This is a genomic window from Streptomyces sp. NPDC026538 (assembly GCF_055567535.1).
Genome location: NZ_JBVHQG010000002.1, coordinates 713,598 through 728,433 on the forward strand (window position 1 = coordinate 713,598; position 14,836 = coordinate 728,433).

The 14,836-nt window shown below is 71.9% G+C and carries 14 protein-coding genes and 1 pseudogene; 8 read left to right on the forward strand and 7 right to left on the reverse strand.

What is annotated here, in order from left to right; translation table 11 throughout:
- Positions 1 to 16 precede the first annotated feature (16 nt).
- Positions 17 to 1,510: an MFS transporter gene (locus ACZ4N4_RS10175; RefSeq protein WP_467586524.1), complete on the forward strand. Its 1,494-nt coding sequence runs from the start codon at positions 17 to 19 to the stop codon at positions 1,508 to 1,510.
- Between the two features lie 115 nt (positions 1,511 to 1,625).
- On the opposite strand, the gene ACZ4N4_RS10180 is transcribed toward ACZ4N4_RS10175, so the two are convergent.
- Positions 1,626 to 2,123: a PaaI family thioesterase gene (locus ACZ4N4_RS10180; protein ID WP_467586527.1), complete on the reverse strand. Its 498-nt coding sequence runs from the start codon at positions 2,121 to 2,123 to the stop codon at positions 1,626 to 1,628.
- A gap of 106 nt (positions 2,124 to 2,229) precedes the next feature.
- Here ACZ4N4_RS10180 and ACZ4N4_RS10185 point away from each other — a divergent pair, with 106 nt between their 5' ends.
- Together ACZ4N4_RS10185 and ACZ4N4_RS10190 are read left to right on the forward strand one after the other, a co-directional pair.
- Entirely contained in the window at positions 2,230 to 2,700 is a 471-nt protein-coding gene (locus ACZ4N4_RS10185; RefSeq protein ID WP_467586530.1) for a winged helix-turn-helix transcriptional regulator, read from the forward strand.
- Positions 2,701 to 2,873: 173 nt separating this feature from the next.
- Positions 2,874 to 3,710 (forward strand): ATP-grasp domain-containing protein, encoded by an 837-nt coding sequence (locus tag ACZ4N4_RS10190; protein ID WP_467586533.1) that lies wholly within the window; start codon positions 2,874 to 2,876, stop codon positions 3,708 to 3,710.
- Positions 3,711 to 3,733: 23 nt separating this feature from the next.
- Here the strand turns inward: ACZ4N4_RS10190 and ACZ4N4_RS10195 are convergent.
- The 3 genes and pseudogenes from ACZ4N4_RS10195 to ACZ4N4_RS10205 form a co-directional block, all read right to left on the reverse strand.
- A pseudogene (locus ACZ4N4_RS10195) lies at positions 3,734 to 3,847 on the reverse strand (cupin domain-containing protein); the annotation flags it as partial.
- A 66-nt stretch (positions 3,848 to 3,913) separates the two neighbouring features.
- On the reverse strand, positions 3,914 to 6,379 hold the full coding sequence (locus tag ACZ4N4_RS10200; RefSeq protein ID WP_467586537.1) for an endonuclease/exonuclease/phosphatase family protein: 2,466 nt from the start codon (positions 6,377 to 6,379) through the stop codon (positions 3,914 to 3,916).
- A 184-nt stretch (positions 6,380 to 6,563) separates the two neighbouring features.
- On the reverse strand, positions 6,564 to 7,703 hold the full coding sequence (locus ACZ4N4_RS10205; RefSeq protein ID WP_467586540.1) for an SGNH/GDSL hydrolase family protein: 1,140 nt from the start codon (positions 7,701 to 7,703) through the stop codon (positions 6,564 to 6,566).
- A 225-nt stretch (positions 7,704 to 7,928) separates the two neighbouring features.
- Here ACZ4N4_RS10205 and ACZ4N4_RS10210 point away from each other — a divergent pair, with 225 nt between their 5' ends.
- The gene (locus tag ACZ4N4_RS10210) at positions 7,929 to 8,282 is read left to right on the forward strand and encodes a VOC family protein (RefSeq protein ID WP_453566593.1); all 354 of its coding nucleotides are present in this window, start codon (positions 7,929 to 7,931) and stop codon (positions 8,280 to 8,282) included.
- Between the two features lie 33 nt (positions 8,283 to 8,315).
- Here ACZ4N4_RS10210 and ACZ4N4_RS10215 read toward each other — a convergent pair whose 3' ends face one another.
- Positions 8,316 to 9,098: a DUF899 domain-containing protein gene (locus ACZ4N4_RS10215; protein ID WP_467586545.1), complete on the reverse strand. Its 783-nt coding sequence runs from the start codon at positions 9,096 to 9,098 to the stop codon at positions 8,316 to 8,318.
- A 283-nt stretch (positions 9,099 to 9,381) separates the two neighbouring features.
- Here ACZ4N4_RS10215 and ACZ4N4_RS10220 point away from each other — a divergent pair, with 283 nt between their 5' ends.
- Both ACZ4N4_RS10220 and ACZ4N4_RS10225 read left to right on the forward strand, forming a co-directional pair.
- Complete coding sequence (locus ACZ4N4_RS10220) at positions 9,382 to 10,215, forward strand: GAF and ANTAR domain-containing protein (protein ID WP_467586548.1); 834 nt, start codon at positions 9,382 to 9,384, stop codon at positions 10,213 to 10,215.
- A gap of 48 nt (positions 10,216 to 10,263) precedes the next feature.
- Positions 10,264 to 11,115 (forward strand): YihY/virulence factor BrkB family protein, encoded by an 852-nt coding sequence (locus tag ACZ4N4_RS10225; protein ID WP_467586550.1) that lies wholly within the window; start codon positions 10,264 to 10,266, stop codon positions 11,113 to 11,115.
- Here the strand turns inward: ACZ4N4_RS10225 and ACZ4N4_RS10230 are convergent.
- Together ACZ4N4_RS10230 and ACZ4N4_RS10235 are read right to left on the reverse strand one after the other, a co-directional pair.
- Positions 11,103 to 12,302: a PP2C family protein-serine/threonine phosphatase gene (locus ACZ4N4_RS10230; RefSeq protein ID WP_467586553.1), complete on the reverse strand. Its 1,200-nt coding sequence runs from the start codon at positions 12,300 to 12,302 to the stop codon at positions 11,103 to 11,105. The two genes, ACZ4N4_RS10225 and ACZ4N4_RS10230, sit on opposite strands and share 13 nt — an antisense overlap.
- The gene (locus ACZ4N4_RS10235; protein WP_467586556.1) at positions 12,299 to 13,885 is read right to left on the reverse strand and encodes a sensor histidine kinase; all 1,587 of its coding nucleotides are present in this window, start codon (positions 13,883 to 13,885) and stop codon (positions 12,299 to 12,301) included. The genes ACZ4N4_RS10230 and ACZ4N4_RS10235 overlap by 4 nt, the downstream gene beginning before the upstream one ends.
- 123 nt (positions 13,886 to 14,008) lie before the next feature.
- Here ACZ4N4_RS10235 and ACZ4N4_RS10240 point away from each other — a divergent pair, with 123 nt between their 5' ends.
- Together ACZ4N4_RS10240 and ACZ4N4_RS10245 are read left to right on the forward strand one after the other, a co-directional pair.
- Positions 14,009 to 14,368: a hypothetical protein gene (locus ACZ4N4_RS10240; RefSeq protein ID WP_467586558.1), complete on the forward strand. Its 360-nt coding sequence runs from the start codon at positions 14,009 to 14,011 to the stop codon at positions 14,366 to 14,368.
- Between the two features lie 3 nt (positions 14,369 to 14,371).
- Positions 14,372 to 14,803 carry a response regulator gene (locus ACZ4N4_RS10245; protein ID WP_467586561.1) on the forward strand — a complete coding sequence of 144 codons (432 nt, stop codon included), beginning with the start codon at positions 14,372 to 14,374 and terminating at the stop codon, positions 14,801 to 14,803.
- The last annotated feature ends 33 nt before the right edge of the window (positions 14,804 to 14,836 follow it).

Below are 14,836 nucleotides of genomic sequence, written 5' to 3' on the forward strand. Positions count from 1 at the left end.
TCACCCAGGGGGGACCATGGCCGTATCCGAGGGGGCCTCCGCCGCCGGGCCGGCGACGGCGGAGCAACCGGCCCAGGACGCGGCCGCCCGCCGGCACGCGCTGCGGGTGCTGGCGCTGAGCAGCCTCGGCGCGTTCGTGGTGTTCCTCGACACCACGATCGTCAATGTCGCCTTCGAGACCATCGGCCGCAGCTTCCACGCCACGGCCGGCCACCTGGCGTGGGTGCTCAACGCCTACAGCCTGGTCTTCGCAGCCGTTCTCATCCCGGCCGGCCGGCTCGCCGACCGCTACGGGCGCAAGCGGGTCTTCCTCATCGGCATCACCGGCTTCGCGGCGATGAGCGCCCTGTGCGGGCTGGCACCGAACGCCGGCCTGCTGATCGCGGGGCGGGCCCTGCAGGCGGCGTTCGCCGCCCTGGTCACTCCGACCTCGCTGTCCCTGATCCTCCCGGAGTTCCCGGCGGCCCGGCGGCCGGTCGCGATAGGCACCTGGGGCTCCATGGGCGCGGCGGCCGCCGCGCTCGGCCCCACCCTGGGCGCCCTGCTGACCCAGTACGCCTCCTGGCGCTGGATCTTCCTGGTGAACGTGCCGATCTGCGCGGTCATCGCCTTCTTCGGCCTGCGTCTGCTGCGCGAGGCCCGCGACCCGCACGCCCACGGCCTGCCCGACCCGCTCGGCGTCCTGCTGATCGCCGCGACGCCCGCCGCGCTGAGCCTCGGCATCATCGAGGGACCGAACTGGGGCTGGTCCGACCCCCGGGTGATCGGCGCCTTCGTGCTCGCCGCGCTGCTGCTCCCGGCCTTCGTCCTGCGCGACCGCGCCACCGCACAGCCCGTGATGGACTTCGCGCTCTTCCGGGTCCGGCAGTTCCGGCTGGTCAACGCGGCGACGCTGCTGTTCGCGGCCGCCTTCTACGGCATGTTGCTGAGCAACATCATCTTCCTGCAGACGGTGTGGCACTACTCGGTGCTGCGCGCCGCCCTCGCCACCGCGCCGAGCCCGCTGGTGGTCACCGCCGTGGCCCGCACCGCCAGCCGCCTCTCCCACACCCACGGGGCACGCCGGATACTGACGTTCGGCGCCCTCTTCTGGACGGCCGGGCTCACCCTCACCGCGGTCCTCGCCGGCGCCACCCCGCACTGGACCACCCACTGGCTGCCCGCGGCCCTGCTCACCGGACTCGGCGTCGGGCTCACCCTGCCCGTCCAGTCCGGAGCCGCCGTCCAGGCGCTGCCACCGGGACGGTTCGCGCTCGGCTCGGCGATCAACGCGAGCCTGCGCCAGCTCGGCGCGGTCCTCGGCATCAGCCTCTTCGTCGCCGTCCTCGGCACTCCCACCGCGGCCAACGCCGTCGACTCCTTCCACCGGGTCTGGTGGCTCCTCGCCGCGCTCGGCCTGGCGTCCGGCGCCCTCCTGTGGACACCGGGCCGCGGCCGGGCCGACTCGGACACCGGCGCGGCCGAGCGGAAGCCGGCGTACAGCGCGCCCGAGGGGGCGCCCGGCCGCTGAGGCAGGTCGGCCAAGGAGTCGAAGTAGCCGGTGTCGCGCGCCCCGCGGTCGCCTCGGGGCGCGCTCGGCTCCGGGCGCCGCGAACCGGCGCGCCGGGGCTGCTCCGGCTCGCCGCTCAGCGCGCGGGCGGCACCGGGAAGAGCATGCAGCTGCTGGTGGCATGGGCCAGCAGCCGGTCCGTTCCGTCGACCAACTGTGCCTGCGCGAGGGCGGTTTGACGACCCTTGTTGATCACGGTGCCGATGGCGCGCACCGTGCCGGTCTCCACGGTGATGCGGCGCAGGAACTTCACGGTCAGGTCGAGCGAGGTGTAAGCCATCCCCTGCGGGAGGGTGGACTGCACGGCGCAACCCGCGGCCGAGTCCAGCAGGACGGCGAAGATGCCGCCGTGCACGCTGCCGATCGGGTTGTAGTGCTCCTCGCCCGGCATCAGGGAGAAGACGACCCGCCCCGGCTCCACCTCGTCCAGGGCGAAGTCGACGGTGTGGTTGATGGGCGAGCTCGGCAGCCGGCCCGCCTGCAGCTCGCGCAGGAAGTCGATACCGGCCATGCGTCCGGCGGCGTCCGCCAGGACCGCGGGATCGTCCCACTCATACGTACGCGTCCGTCCCACAGCACTGAGCCCTTCCGTCTGGCTTTTCCCTCTGACTTTTTCAAACGAAGCTAGCTTCTCGGTCAGCTGACTGTCAATGACGAAGCCAGGACCTTACGATGGCGTCATGGAGTGGCTTGAGGCGAGCACGGAGAACTGCCCCGTCCAGCGCACGCTCGACGTGGTCGGAGAGAAATGGACGCTGCTGATCCTGCGTGACGCCGTCAACGGGGTCCGGCGCTTCGACGACTTCCACCGGCATATCGGCCTGTCGGAGGCGGTCCTCAGCGACCGCCTCCGGAAGCTGATCTCGGCCGGCATCCTGAAGACCGTCCCCTATCGGGAGCCCGGCAGCCGCGCCCGCAACGAGTACCGGCTGACCCGCAAGGGCTGGGACCTGTGGCCCGTCCTCATGGCGCTGACCCAGTGGGGCGAGACATACGCCCTCGACCCCGGGGAGAGCCCCCCGCTGGACATCCGCCACACCGGCTGCGAGGCACCGGTCCGCGTCGTCGTCCGGTGCTCCGCGGACCACTCCCCCCTCGCCCCCGGGGAGGTCACCGCCCACCTGGGCCCGGGCGCCCGCCTCCGGTCGTAAACCGTCGGCCCACGGCGCACGGGTCCGGGCCGCCGGCCCCCGGGCGTGGCCCTCAGCGGCCGGACGGCCCATCGGTGTCCCGCCGGCCGGATCGGGGGGCGGCGGGGCTCCCCGCCGGGAGCGTGCCACCATCGGCTGACCGCAGACGTGACCACCGGCCGAGGAGAAGCGCCATGCCAGCCCGCCCGAGCCTCCTGTACGTGACCGACCTCGCCTACCCGGCGCGGGGTCGTCGGTACGGCGACGAGGACGTGTTCCTGACCGCCCGGCTCCGCGCGGACTTCGACATCGCCCTGTGCCATCCGCTGGACGCCGCGGCCCTGATGGACCGCTTCGACGCGGTCGTGGTCCGCAACAGCGGTCCGGTACTCCACTACCAGCGCGAGTACGACGCCTTCCGCGACCGGGCCACGGCGCGCGGCACCCGGGTCTACAACCCGCTGCACGGGCGGGGCGACATGGCCGGCAAGGGATACCTGCTGGATCTGACCGCGGCCGGATACCCGGTCATCCCCACCGCCGACCGGCCCGAGCATCTGGACCGCCTGCCCGAGAGCGACGAGTACGCGGTCAAGCCCAGGACGGGAGCGGACTCCATAGGTCTGACCTTCGTGGCCCGGGACCGGCTGGCCGGCCTCGCCTACGGCGACATCCTGGTCCAGCCACGCGTCGACTTCCGCTACGAGGTGTCCTTCTACTACGTCGACGACGCCTTCCAGTACGCGCTGTACGCCCCCGACCCCGGCCGCCGCTGGGTCCTCGAACCGTACGAGCCCAGCGAAGCCGATCTCGTCTTCGCCCGGCGTTTCATCGACTGGAACACGCTCGACCACGGCGTCCAGCGCGTGGACGCCTGCCGAACCCGGGAGGGTGCCCTGCTCCTGGTCGAACTGGAGGACCTCAACCCCTATCTGTCCCTCGACCTGGTCACCGACCGGGCCCGCGACGCCTTCGTCACCCGCCTGACCGCTTCCCTCCACGGCTTCCTGGAAGCCGGTCCACGCACCTGAGTCACGGCGGCGGGGCGGGGCCGTCATCCCCCGTCGGCCGGAAGCGCGTACAGACCGGGGAGGTTGACCACGATCGCCTCCTGGGTGACGCGCGCGATGACGACCACCGCCTCACCGTCGGGATCCGGGTTCTCCTCCCAGCCTCCCGGCCCGGCGGGTTCTGCGACAGCGACCGCGGGATGCGCGGGTGGCACCGGTTGCCGTTACCTCTTGTGCGGCTTCGGCCGGTGGGCCTTCCACCCGCAGTGCTTCACGTCGATCCGGACGACCTGGGGGTCGTGGTCGCTCGCCTGGTCGGCGAACTCGGAGTTGATGTGGACCACGTCGTAGTCGTAGCGGGTGATGGCGGGGCTGGTCAGGATGTGGTCCAGGGTCTGGCTGTTGCCGTCGTAGACGTAGCTGTAACGCTCGGACACGGGCAGGGTGTTGATGAGGTCGGTGAGGTCGTTGCCGTCGTCGGTGAGGGTCTTGACGGCGTCGGAGAACTCGAAGTCGTTCAGGTCACCGGCGGCCACGATCTCGGCCCTGGGGTCGGCGGCGAGCAGCGACTCGACGAAGGCGTTCTCCTCCTGCGCCTGGAGCCGCCGCTGCGTCTCCGAGGAACGGGTGGGCTCCTGGTAGCGGCCGTGGACCGGGTCGTCGCCGCCCTTGGAGATGAAGTGGTTGGCGATGACGAAGACCGTCCGGCCCTGGAACACGAACTCGCCGACCAGCGGCTTGCGGCTGTCCGTCCAGGCGGCACTGGCCGGGTCGATCCGGCCCGGTGAGGCGGACAGGTGGGCCTGGCCCTTGCGGTCCTCGACCACCGAGACGGCCGTGGTGGAGGCGTCACCCGAGGAGGCGCGGTCCACGAACGAGACCCGCTTGGCGTTGAAGAGGAACACCTGGCGGATGTTGCCGCCGGGCTCGCCGCCGTCCTTGTCGTTGACCGGGTCGACGTACCGCCAGGAGTACTTCGGGCCGCCGGCCGCGACGATGGCGGCGGTGAACTTCTTGAGGGTCGCCTCGGCGGAGACGGTGCCGTCGTCGGTGGCGCCGTTGTCGTCCTGGATCTCCTCCAGGGTGACGATGTCGGGCGAGGAGAGGTTCTTGACGACGCCCTTGGCGAGCCGGGCGAACTTGTCGTCGCTGTCGGTCGGGTCGAGGTTCTCGACGTTGTAGGTGGCGAGCGCGAGCTCGTCGTGGGTCTGCCTGCGCGTCACCTCCTGCTCGAGACCGTTGTCGACGGCCGTGCCGGTGGTGGCCGCGGAGGGGGCGAGCAGGTAGCCGCCGAAGTCGGAGTAGTCGACCGGGCCGGTGGTGGTGCCGGCCAGCTGGTCACCGACGTTGAGGACGGGGGTCGTTCCGTCGGCCGAGACGATCTCGATACGGCCGGTGTTCTGCTGGTCGTAACCGCCGTAGAGGGTGCCGCCGCGCTGGGTGGGGTTCTCGTGCGGCTTGGCCGTCACGAACATCTCGCCGTAGGTGTTCGTCGCGCCGACCACGCGGGCGTCCGAGACCGAGGCGCGCATGCCCTCTATGGACTCGTAGAAGTCCTGGGAGTAGACGGTCGGCTGGAGGGTCAGGCCCTCGATGCTGCCGCCGTTGTCGGTCGGCGTGTACGCGCCCGGGATGGTGGCGGCGTCGAGCGCGATCGCGTCCGGGAGGGCGTTGCCGGTGGAGAGGGTGGTGGAGACCGGGCTGCCCAGCTCGGTGACCGACTGGGCTGCGGAGGCCGGGTAGTACTCCGTGACCTTGCCGCTGACCAGGACCGAGTCGCCGACCGAGACGGTGGGCGTGGCGGAGCCGGTGTAGACGAACAGGCCCTCGCTGGTGGCGGGGTCGGCGTCCGGAGTGGGGTCCTGGATCCAGTAGCCCTTGCTGCCGGTGGTGCGGACGGCGGTGACGATGCCGGGGACGCCCACCACGCTCTGGCCCTTGAGGGGCGAGATCCGGGTGGTGCCCTGGATGTCGTGGATGCGGAAGGCGCCGGGCGCGGTCGGGCCGCCGGGGCCACCGCCGCTGCCGCCGCTCGCGGTGTCGCCCGCGCTGTTGGTGGGGGTGGGCGTACCGGCCGTGAAGTCGGCCGAGTTGTCGTCGGTGTCGGCGAGCGAGGCGGCCCGGGACACCGAGGTGGTGTTGCTCGTCGCCGGTGCGTCGCTGCCCTCGCGGACGACTGCGCTGCCGTAGCCGAGGAGGTCCACGACACGGGCGTCGCCGGTGCAGTCGGCGGCCGTCTTGCAGGTCAGCGCGGTGGTGCCCTTGACCAGGGCCACGGTGCCGGCGGTGGCGGACATCGCGATGCTGCCGGTCGCGTCGGCGGTCGGCAGCGCGGTCGTGCCGCCGGCGCCCGCGCCCTCGCCGACCAGGTAGTCGCCCCCGGCGGGGAGCGCGCCGGTGAGCGGGGTGACCTGCCACGGCGAGCTCGCGGAGGCGGAGGCCGGGAGGTACTGGACGCTGTAGCCGTCCAGCGGGTAGGCCGCCGTGGAGCGGTTGGCCAGCTCCACGAAGTCGTTGGTGAGGGTCGCCCCGGAGTTGCCTCCGCCGCCGTACGCCTCCGAGATGACCGCGCTCGCCGACGGGGTGGCGAACGCGGCGGGCAGCGGTGCCACGATGACGGCCGCCGTGGCCGCCGCGGCCACGAACGCGGCACCGGCTACCCGCGATGCGCTGGGTCTGTGAATCTGCACGAGGATGACTCCTTCAACGTCCGCCGGGCCAAGGGCACATGACGTGCTTTCGACCGGTGGGATCCATGCGACCGGCTGAGGTTACGCGCGTAGAAATGACGCATCAAGGGGTACGCGGTTAAATCTGCGGGTCCAGTCGGGCCGTGAACGCCGGTCACGGGACCGGCCCGTGCGGCCCCCCGTCCTACCGCAGCAGCCCCGCCTCGCCGAACGCCCGGGGCAGGAAGCGTTCGGCCATCCGGGCGTAGCCGGCCGGGTTCGGGTGCAGGCCGTCGGGGAGGTCCGCGATGTCCTCGGGGCCGAAGAGGGTGGTGCCGTCGATGACGTGGAGACAGTGGTCACCGGCCTTCCGGCGACGCTCCACGTGCTCGGTCAGCAGCTCGCGGACGCGCGCCAACGTCAGTGCCCCCACCGCCAGTTCGGCGGGGCGGTCGAGGGTGTGGACCTTTCCGTCGGTGCCCGGCAGCGTGGGGCCGGGCGTGGTTTCGACGGCCGGGCAGACGATGGGGCTGACGACGAGGACCGGTGTGTCCGGGTGGCCGTCGCGGACGGTGTCGAGGAAGCCGTGGAACGCCGGCACGAAGGTGCGCTCCCGCAGGGTGTCGCCGGCCACGATGTTGATGCCCAGTTCGAGGCTGATCGCGTCGGCGGGCAGGTCGCGGATGGCCCGGGCCATGAAGGGGTCGAGGTGGCACTCGCCGCCGAGGCCGAGGTTGACGAGGGAGCGGCCCGCGCGCCGGGCGACGATCGCCGGCCAGGTGCCGGTCGGGCGGTCCGCCTCCGAGCACTGGCTGATCGAGCTGCCGTGGTGCACCCACACCGGGCCGCTCGCCGGGGCCGGGCGCACCGACGCGCCCTCCGGGACCCGTACGTCGACGAGCTGGGTCGCCCGGGCGTTGGACAGCCAGATCTCGACCCGGCGCTCCCGGGGTTCGGCGCCGGGCGTGAACCGTACGGTGGCGGGCGGGGCCGGCTGGTCGTCCAGGGCCATGGTGGCCGGGTCGACGTGGACGAGGGTCTGTTCGGAGGTGGTGACGGGGGCCCGCAGCTCGCCGTCGACGACCAGGTCGAAGACGGCGTCGGAGGGCTCGGATCCCGCCATCACGACCTGGGTGAGCCGGGCGTCCACTTCGATCTCGGTGGCGTCCGTGAGCATCTCCAGCCGTACCCCGGAGGGCATGGTGCTGACGATCTCGTAGCCGGTGCCCGCCAGTTGGGCGCGTCCGGGGCCGGGAGCCCGGTGCAGGGCGATCCCGGCCGGTCCGGGGGTCTTCTCCAGTGCTCCGACGACACAGTCGAGCGCGAGAGGGAGGATGGAACGCACGTGGCGGCTCTCCTTGGGGACGGCGTGGCAGGCTACTCCTGCCCCGGATCCCGGCCGCTGGTCAGAATTCGGCCGCCGACCTGCTCCGGAGCACGATGATCATGCCCTTTGGGGCAAGTCGCGGACCGGAGCCGGCGGACCTCCTCGCCCCGGCCGTGCGGAACCACAGCGCGCACGACCGACCGCCGCCGATGCCCGCACTCGCCGTGCTGGCAGGATGACGGCATGGAACGTGTGCTTGGAATCGGCGGATACTTCCTGCGGGCCGCGGACCCGGCGGCCCTGACCGCGTGGTACCGCGACTGTCTGGGTCTGGACATCGACGACCACGGGCTGTGGCAGCAGCAGGCCGGCCCCACGGTCTTCGCGGCCTTCGAGTCCGGGACCGACTACTTCGGCTCCCTCACCCAGCAGACCATGCTGAACTTCCGGGTCCGCGACCTCGACGCCATGCTCGCCCAGCTCCGCGCCGCGGGAGCGGACGTGGCCGGGGAGACGCAGGACATGGACGGGATCGGACGGTTCGGCTGGGTCACCGACCCCGAGGGCAACCGCATCGAACTGTGGCAGCCCGCCTGACCGTGCCGGCACCTGACGCGGACCCGGCCGGTGTCAGTGGTGGTGGCCGTGCCGGCCCAGCGTCTGCACGGGGGTCGCGCCGGGGCGGGACCACTGCGGCACCGGGCGGCTGGTCGGGCCCCAGGTGGCGTTGCCGTCCGCGTCCGAACGCCAGGACCAGCAGGCGCTGTCCCCCTTCGGCCAGCCCTCGGGGTTGTCCTCCCATGTCTCGCCGCGGCCGTAGGGCGTCATGTCGAGCAGGCCGAGGGAACCGTTGACCCGCTCGTTGCCACGGCCCGTGGTGGAGTAGGTGAGGAAGACGCGGTCGCCGTCCCGCAGGTAGCTGGTGAGGTGACCCATGTCGCCGCCGGCCGGGCCGTCCACGTCGCGCACCGAGTACCAGGGCTGGGTGTAGCCCATGAACTCGACGTAGGGGGCCACCTCGTCCCACCGGCCCGTGGTCAGGACGGCGTACGAGACACCGCGGGCATTGAGGTAGACGGCGTCCTTCAGGTGCCAGGCCGTGGTGGTGCAGCCCTCGCACTGCCCCTGGTGCGGCGCGCCGTCGTGCCACATGTGCTTGTAGACCACGAGCTCGTCGCGGCCCTGGAACAGGTCGAGGAAGGGGACCGGGCCGTCGGCTCCGACGACCTCGACCGTGCCGTCGAACTCCACCATCGGCAACCGGCGGCGGGCCGCGGCGATCGCGTCGCCCTCACGGGTGTGGGCCTTCTCGCGGACCAGCAGCTCGTCCCGGGCGGCCTGCCAGGCGGCCAGGTCGACCACGGGCGGGCGCCCGGGCGGCGCGGTGATCGGCTCGTCCGGCGTGGCGGTCATGGTGTCCTCCGTGGTGTCGGGTACCGGGCATCGTCGTACGGCCGACGGCCTACGACGGTCACCGGAACAGACTCCCGCCCCGGCCGGAACTCATCGCTGCGGGCGACTCCGGCACACCATGGAGGGGGATGGCGGGAGCAGGTGGCCTTGCCGGAGCGTTCAGCGGGCATGCGTACGGTGAGGGCCGAGCGGGCGCTGCGGGCTGCGGACATCCTGGCACGGTGTTCCGGCGCGAGCGGCCGCGCGGCGCCGTGATCCCGTTGCCGGACGAGGAGGTCTGCCTGTGGCCGAGTACCCCAACACCCCTGCTCCGCCGCCGACCGACGCGGCCGAAGCCGAGGAACAGCGGATCACGGACGAGCGCAACAGGAGGCTGGCGCGTGCCGGTGTGGCCCGCGCCGAGGAGCTGTTGCTGACGTACTACCCACTCTCGTCGCGCGAGGAGACGTTCGAGCTGCTGCGCGACACCTCCCAGCGGTTCAACCTCAAGCTGCACACCCTCGCCGCCGCCGCCGTCCGGCTTCCGGTCCCCGAGGCGACGGCCCCCCGATGGGTGACGGGCCGGCCGCAGGCGGGCCCGCCCCCGCTGGCCGCCCTGCGCCCGGACGGAACCCGCCCGGAGAGCCAGGGGGCGGTCCTCGATGCCGCGCTGCGGCGCACCCTGCGCATCACGGGTACCCGGATGGGCAACGTGCAGCTGGTGGAGAACCGGCTGCTGCGCATGGTGCGGCACACCGGGCTGAACCGGCGCTTCACCGACTACTTCACCTTCGTCGACAGCGGGACCACCGCGTGCGCGCAGGCGGCCGAGGAGGCCCGGCAGGTCACCGTGAAGGACGTCCGCTCCTGCGACACCTTCGACGAGGGCTCCCGGCAGACGATCCTGCAGGCCGGCAGCCGCGCCTGCCACAGTGTCCCCCTGGTCAGCCCGAAGGGCGCCGTGATCGGCATGATCTCCGCGCACCACGAGCACCCGCTGCACGAACTCGCACCGGCCCAGCTGGCCGCTCTGGAGCAGCTCGGCGGCGAGGTGGGCCGCTGGCTGCTCTGGCACGACAACACCGTGGTGGTGGACGCCCTGAACCATCTCCATGTCCGGGCCGTCCAACGACACTGAGCCGACTGCCGGCCGTACCGGGCACCAGGGAGTGAGAGCATCCGTCTCATGGATGATGCGGGCGGTCGTACGGCTCGGTGGTGGGCGGCGCTGCGCCGGACCCCGGTGTCCGTCTGGAACGACGACGTCACGGACTGGGCCGCGGCGCTGACCTACTACGCGGTCCTGGCCCTGTTCCCCGTACTGCTGGTGATCCTCTCGGTCCTGGGGCTGACCATCCCCACGGCCAGACCGGAGGTCATCGAGCGCATCGCGCAGGCCGCCCCGCTCGCGTCCCGTGCCCTGCTGCGGAGCACCCTGCGGCAGATGGCCGGACAGTCGTCGGCGGCCTGGACGCTGATCTTCCTGGGCGGGGTGGGAGCGCTGTGGTCGGGATCCAGCTATCTGGGCGTCTTCAGACGGGCGTTGCACGCCATGAACCGGATCAGCTCGCAGCGGCCGCTGTGGCGGACCGCGCCGCGCATCGTCACCACGGCCCTGGTCCTGATCCTGCTGCTTCTCACCTCCGTGCTGGCGTTGTTCCTCAGCGGCAGCCTGATCGGCTTCCTGAGCCGGGCGCTGGATCTCGGCACCGGACCGCAGGCCGCCTGGCACGCGCTCCGGTGGCCGCTGGTGGTCGCGGTCGCCGTCGTCACGGTGCTCGTCCTCTACCACTCGGGCCCCGAGTCCTCCCGCCCCGTCGGGAAGATGGCGCCGGGCGGTGTGCTGGCGGTGGTTCTCCTGCTGGTCGTCTCGCTGGGCTGCACCATCTACACCTCCCATGTCAGCAGCTACCACCGGCTGTACGGTTCGCTGGGCGGCGTCGTGATCTTCCTGATCTGGCTGTGGCTGTCCAACCTGGCCCTGCTGGTCGGCGCCCAGTTCAACGCGGAGTTGGCGAAGACCGCTCAGGAGGAGTGAGCCGGGCCTGCGGACCCGCTCGTGTTCCAGTCCAGACGCAGCACGGCGAGGTCGTCGGTGTGGCGGTCCGCGTTGAGAGCACGGGTGCGGGCGATGAGCCGGTCCAGGTGGGTACCGGGGTCGGGGGTGTGCAGCGTGTCGATGATGCGCAGCAGGCCGTCGACTCCCAGCCGGGCGCCGGTCCCGTCCGCGAAGCCCTCGATGAGTCCGTCGGTGTAGGCGATGAGCGCTCCGTCGGCGGGCAGCGCCAACGTGGTGGCCGGCCAGTCGCCCACTCCGGGTGCGATGCCCAGCGCGATTCCGTGGGCGGCGGTGACCTGCCGGGTGCCGTCGGGGGTGACGATCAGGGGTTCGTGGTGGCCGGCCAGGTGCAGGGTGAGGGTGGCGGCCCGCGGGTCCAGGGTGATGAGGGAGCAGGTGGTGAACAGGTCGCTGCCCGCGCGTTCGGCGATGTGTATCTGTTCCAGCAGGTGCAGCAGGTGCTGGGCGCGATGTCCGCCGAGGGTGAGCGCGCGCCAGGCGATGCGCAGGCAGACCCCGAGCGCGGCGGCGTCCGGGCCGTGCCCGCTGACGTCTCCGATGATCGCGTGGACCTGGCCGTCGTCGGTCTGGACGACGTCGAGGAAGTCACCGCCCAGCAGGGCCTGGGTCCGCCCGGGGTAGTAACGGCTGGAGGCGGTGACGGCCGTCGAGGACAGCAGGGGCTCGGGCAGCAGCCCGCGTTCCAGGCGGGCGTTCTCCTCGGCGCGCAGCCGTCCCATCTGGAGGGCGGCGTTGGCGAGTTCGGCCTGCTTGCGCTGGACGGCGTAGCGGACGGCGCGCTGCATCAGGTCGGGTTCGACCTTGCCCTTGACGAGATAGTCCTGGGCGCCGACGGCGAGGGAATCGACTCCGGCGCGGGGTTCGTCCAGGCCGGTCAGGACGATGATCGCGGCGTGGGTGTCGGCCTGGATGGTCTGGATCGTCTCCACCCCGGAGGCGTCGGGCAGGTGCAGGTCGAGCAGGACGCAGTCGACGGGGCCGGCCGCGAGTGCCCGGTGTGCCTCGGCGGCGGTGTGGCACCGCGTCAGGGTGTGCGGCAGACCGGTGTCGTGGAGCAGCTCCTCGACCAGGAGGGCGTCCCCGTCGTCGTCCTCCACCAGCAGGACGTCGTACTGCTCGGCGCGGCCTGTGGCTGGACCGGTCACGACTGTGTCTCTCTGTCCGGGACGGCCGTCGCGGCCGCGGGGGCGGAAAGGGCGGGAAGGGTGAAGAGGACGCGGGTGCCGGGCCGGTGGTCCGGGTCGATCGAGATGGTGCCGCCGTGGAACTCCACGACCTTCTTGCACATCGCCAGCCCGATGCCGGTGCCCGGATAGGCGTCCCTGGTGTGCAGCCGCTGGAAGATGACGAAGACCTTCTCCCGGAACTCCGGCGCGATCCCGATGCCGTTGTCGCGGACCTCGAACTCCCAGGTCCCCTCGGCCCGCGTCGCGCCGATGTGGACGCGCGGCGGCCGGTCGGGGTGGTGGAACTTGATCGCGTTGGACAGCAGGTTCTGCAGCAGCATGCCCAGCTGGGTCGCGTCCCCGAGCACGGTGGGCAGCGGGTCGTGGGTGATCTCGGCGCCGGTCTCCTCGACGCGCACGCTGAGGTCGTCCGTCGTCGTGCTCAGCACCTCCTCCAGGTCCACGGTCCGCTGCTCGTTGTGGACGCGGCCGACCCGGGAGAAGACCAGCAGGTCGTTGATGAGGCTCTGCATGCGGTTGGCGCCGTCGACGGCGAAGGCGATGTACTGGTCGGCCTTCTCGTCCAGCTGTCCGCCGTAGCGCCGTTGCAGGAGCTGGGTGAAGCTGGACACCTTGCGCAGCGGTTCCTGGAGGTCGTGCGAGGCGACGTAGGCGAACTGCTCCAGTTCCGTGTTGGACCGCTTGAGGTCCTCCGCCTGTTCGTCCAGCAGCCCGCGGGCCTCCTCGCTGAACCGCAGCTCCGCCACCAGGCGCAGGCGCATCGCCTCCACGTCGGCGGCGAGCCGGCGCAGGTCCGCGGGGCCGGTGCCGTCGAGGGAGCGGTCGAAGCGGCCCTGCGCCACGTCACGAGCGGCGGAGCCGAGCCTGCTGAGCGGGCCGGTGACACCGCGTCGCAGGCCTTCGAAGACGAGTCCGGCCACCAGGGCGATGACGCCCGCGATGATGGCGAACATCCAGTTCCGCAGGGTCACGGCCTGCCGCAGCTGACGGGTGGCCGCCGTCCGTTCCTGTGCCAGGTGGGCCTGCTGCCGTGTCATCGCGCGCCGCAGGGAGTCGAACGCCGTCTTGCCCTCGCCGGCCCGTGCCGTGGTGATCATCGCGGCCTGCGCGGGGGAGGCCACCGAGACGGGCCGGGCGATGCGCTCCTGCCAGGTCCCGGCGAGCTTCTCGACCTCGGCCAGGTCGGCGCGGGCCCGGCCGTCGTCGCTGAGCAGCGGCCGCAGCCGCTTCAGCGCCGCCTGCTCGCCGGCCACGCCCTGCGTGTAGGGCTGCAGGAAGTCCCGCCGGCCGGAGAGGCCGTAGCCACGGATGCCGGTCTCCTGGTTGACCAGCGCCTCCTCGAGCCGCATCGACTCGATCAGGGCGGGGGACCGCCGGTCCACCAGCGCGGTCGTGATCTGTGAGGTACGCCATATGGCCCATCCGCCCAGCGACCCCAGTACCGTCAGGACGACCAGGGTGGCGGCCACGCCCGCCCGCAGCCAGCGCCGGGTCGTCCAGCCGGCGAACGCGCCCACGGCGCCTGACGGCTTGCTTGTCATCGCGGTGCGCTGCTCCCTCGGCCGGCCGTTGCGGGCCGCACCTCGGCGCGCGGCAACGACACTGTACCCGGGGCCCGACAACGCATGTTGTCCCATCGTGGATCAACGCCCTAGGGTGGCCCCATGCCTTCTCCCCCTCCCGGTCCCGCGAGCGGGGATACGGACGTACTGGTGACCCAGGTGGTGGACGAACTGACCCGGCTGCTCACCCAGGCGACCGCCGGCCCCCCACCGGACCCCGTCGACGCGGCGGGCGAGGCCCGCTGGCATGCTCTGCTGCGGTTGCGGGTACTCGCAGGCGTCAAGCAGACCGTCAGACACCTGGAGGACCAGGCCGCCCACGCTGCCGCCGAGAGCGGCGCCGGCTACCCGGAGATCGGCCGGGCCGTGAGCATGAGCCGCCAAGGGGCTCGGCGCCGCTGGCCCGGGCTGATCACCAGCAGCACAGACCACTCGACCCGCCCCACACCCCGGAGCTCCTGAATCATGGCTGCCGCCGCAATCCGCCCGTACGACGTGCTGCTGGTCGAGGACGACGTCGCCGACGCGATGCTCATCCAGGACGCCCTCACCGAGCGCGGTACGCGCAATCTCACCAAGGTCTCCGACGGCATCGAGGCCCTGGACTACCTGCGCGACCCGGACAACGAGCGCCCCGACCTCATCGTGCTCGATCTGAACATGCCCCGGATGAACGGGCGCGAGTTCCTCGCCGTGGTGAAGGAGGACGCGGAGCTGCGGACCATCCCGGTCGTCGTACTGACCACGTCCGTCGCACCCGACGACGTCAACGGCGCGTACCAGCACCACGCGAACGCCTATGTCACCAAGCCCGTCAACCTGGCGGAGTTCGAGACGGCGGTGCGCAGCATCGACGCCTTCTACCTCGACATCGCCGTCAAGCCCCCCAAGGCCTAGGGGTCACCCTTACGGAGTCGTGACGTTGGGGCG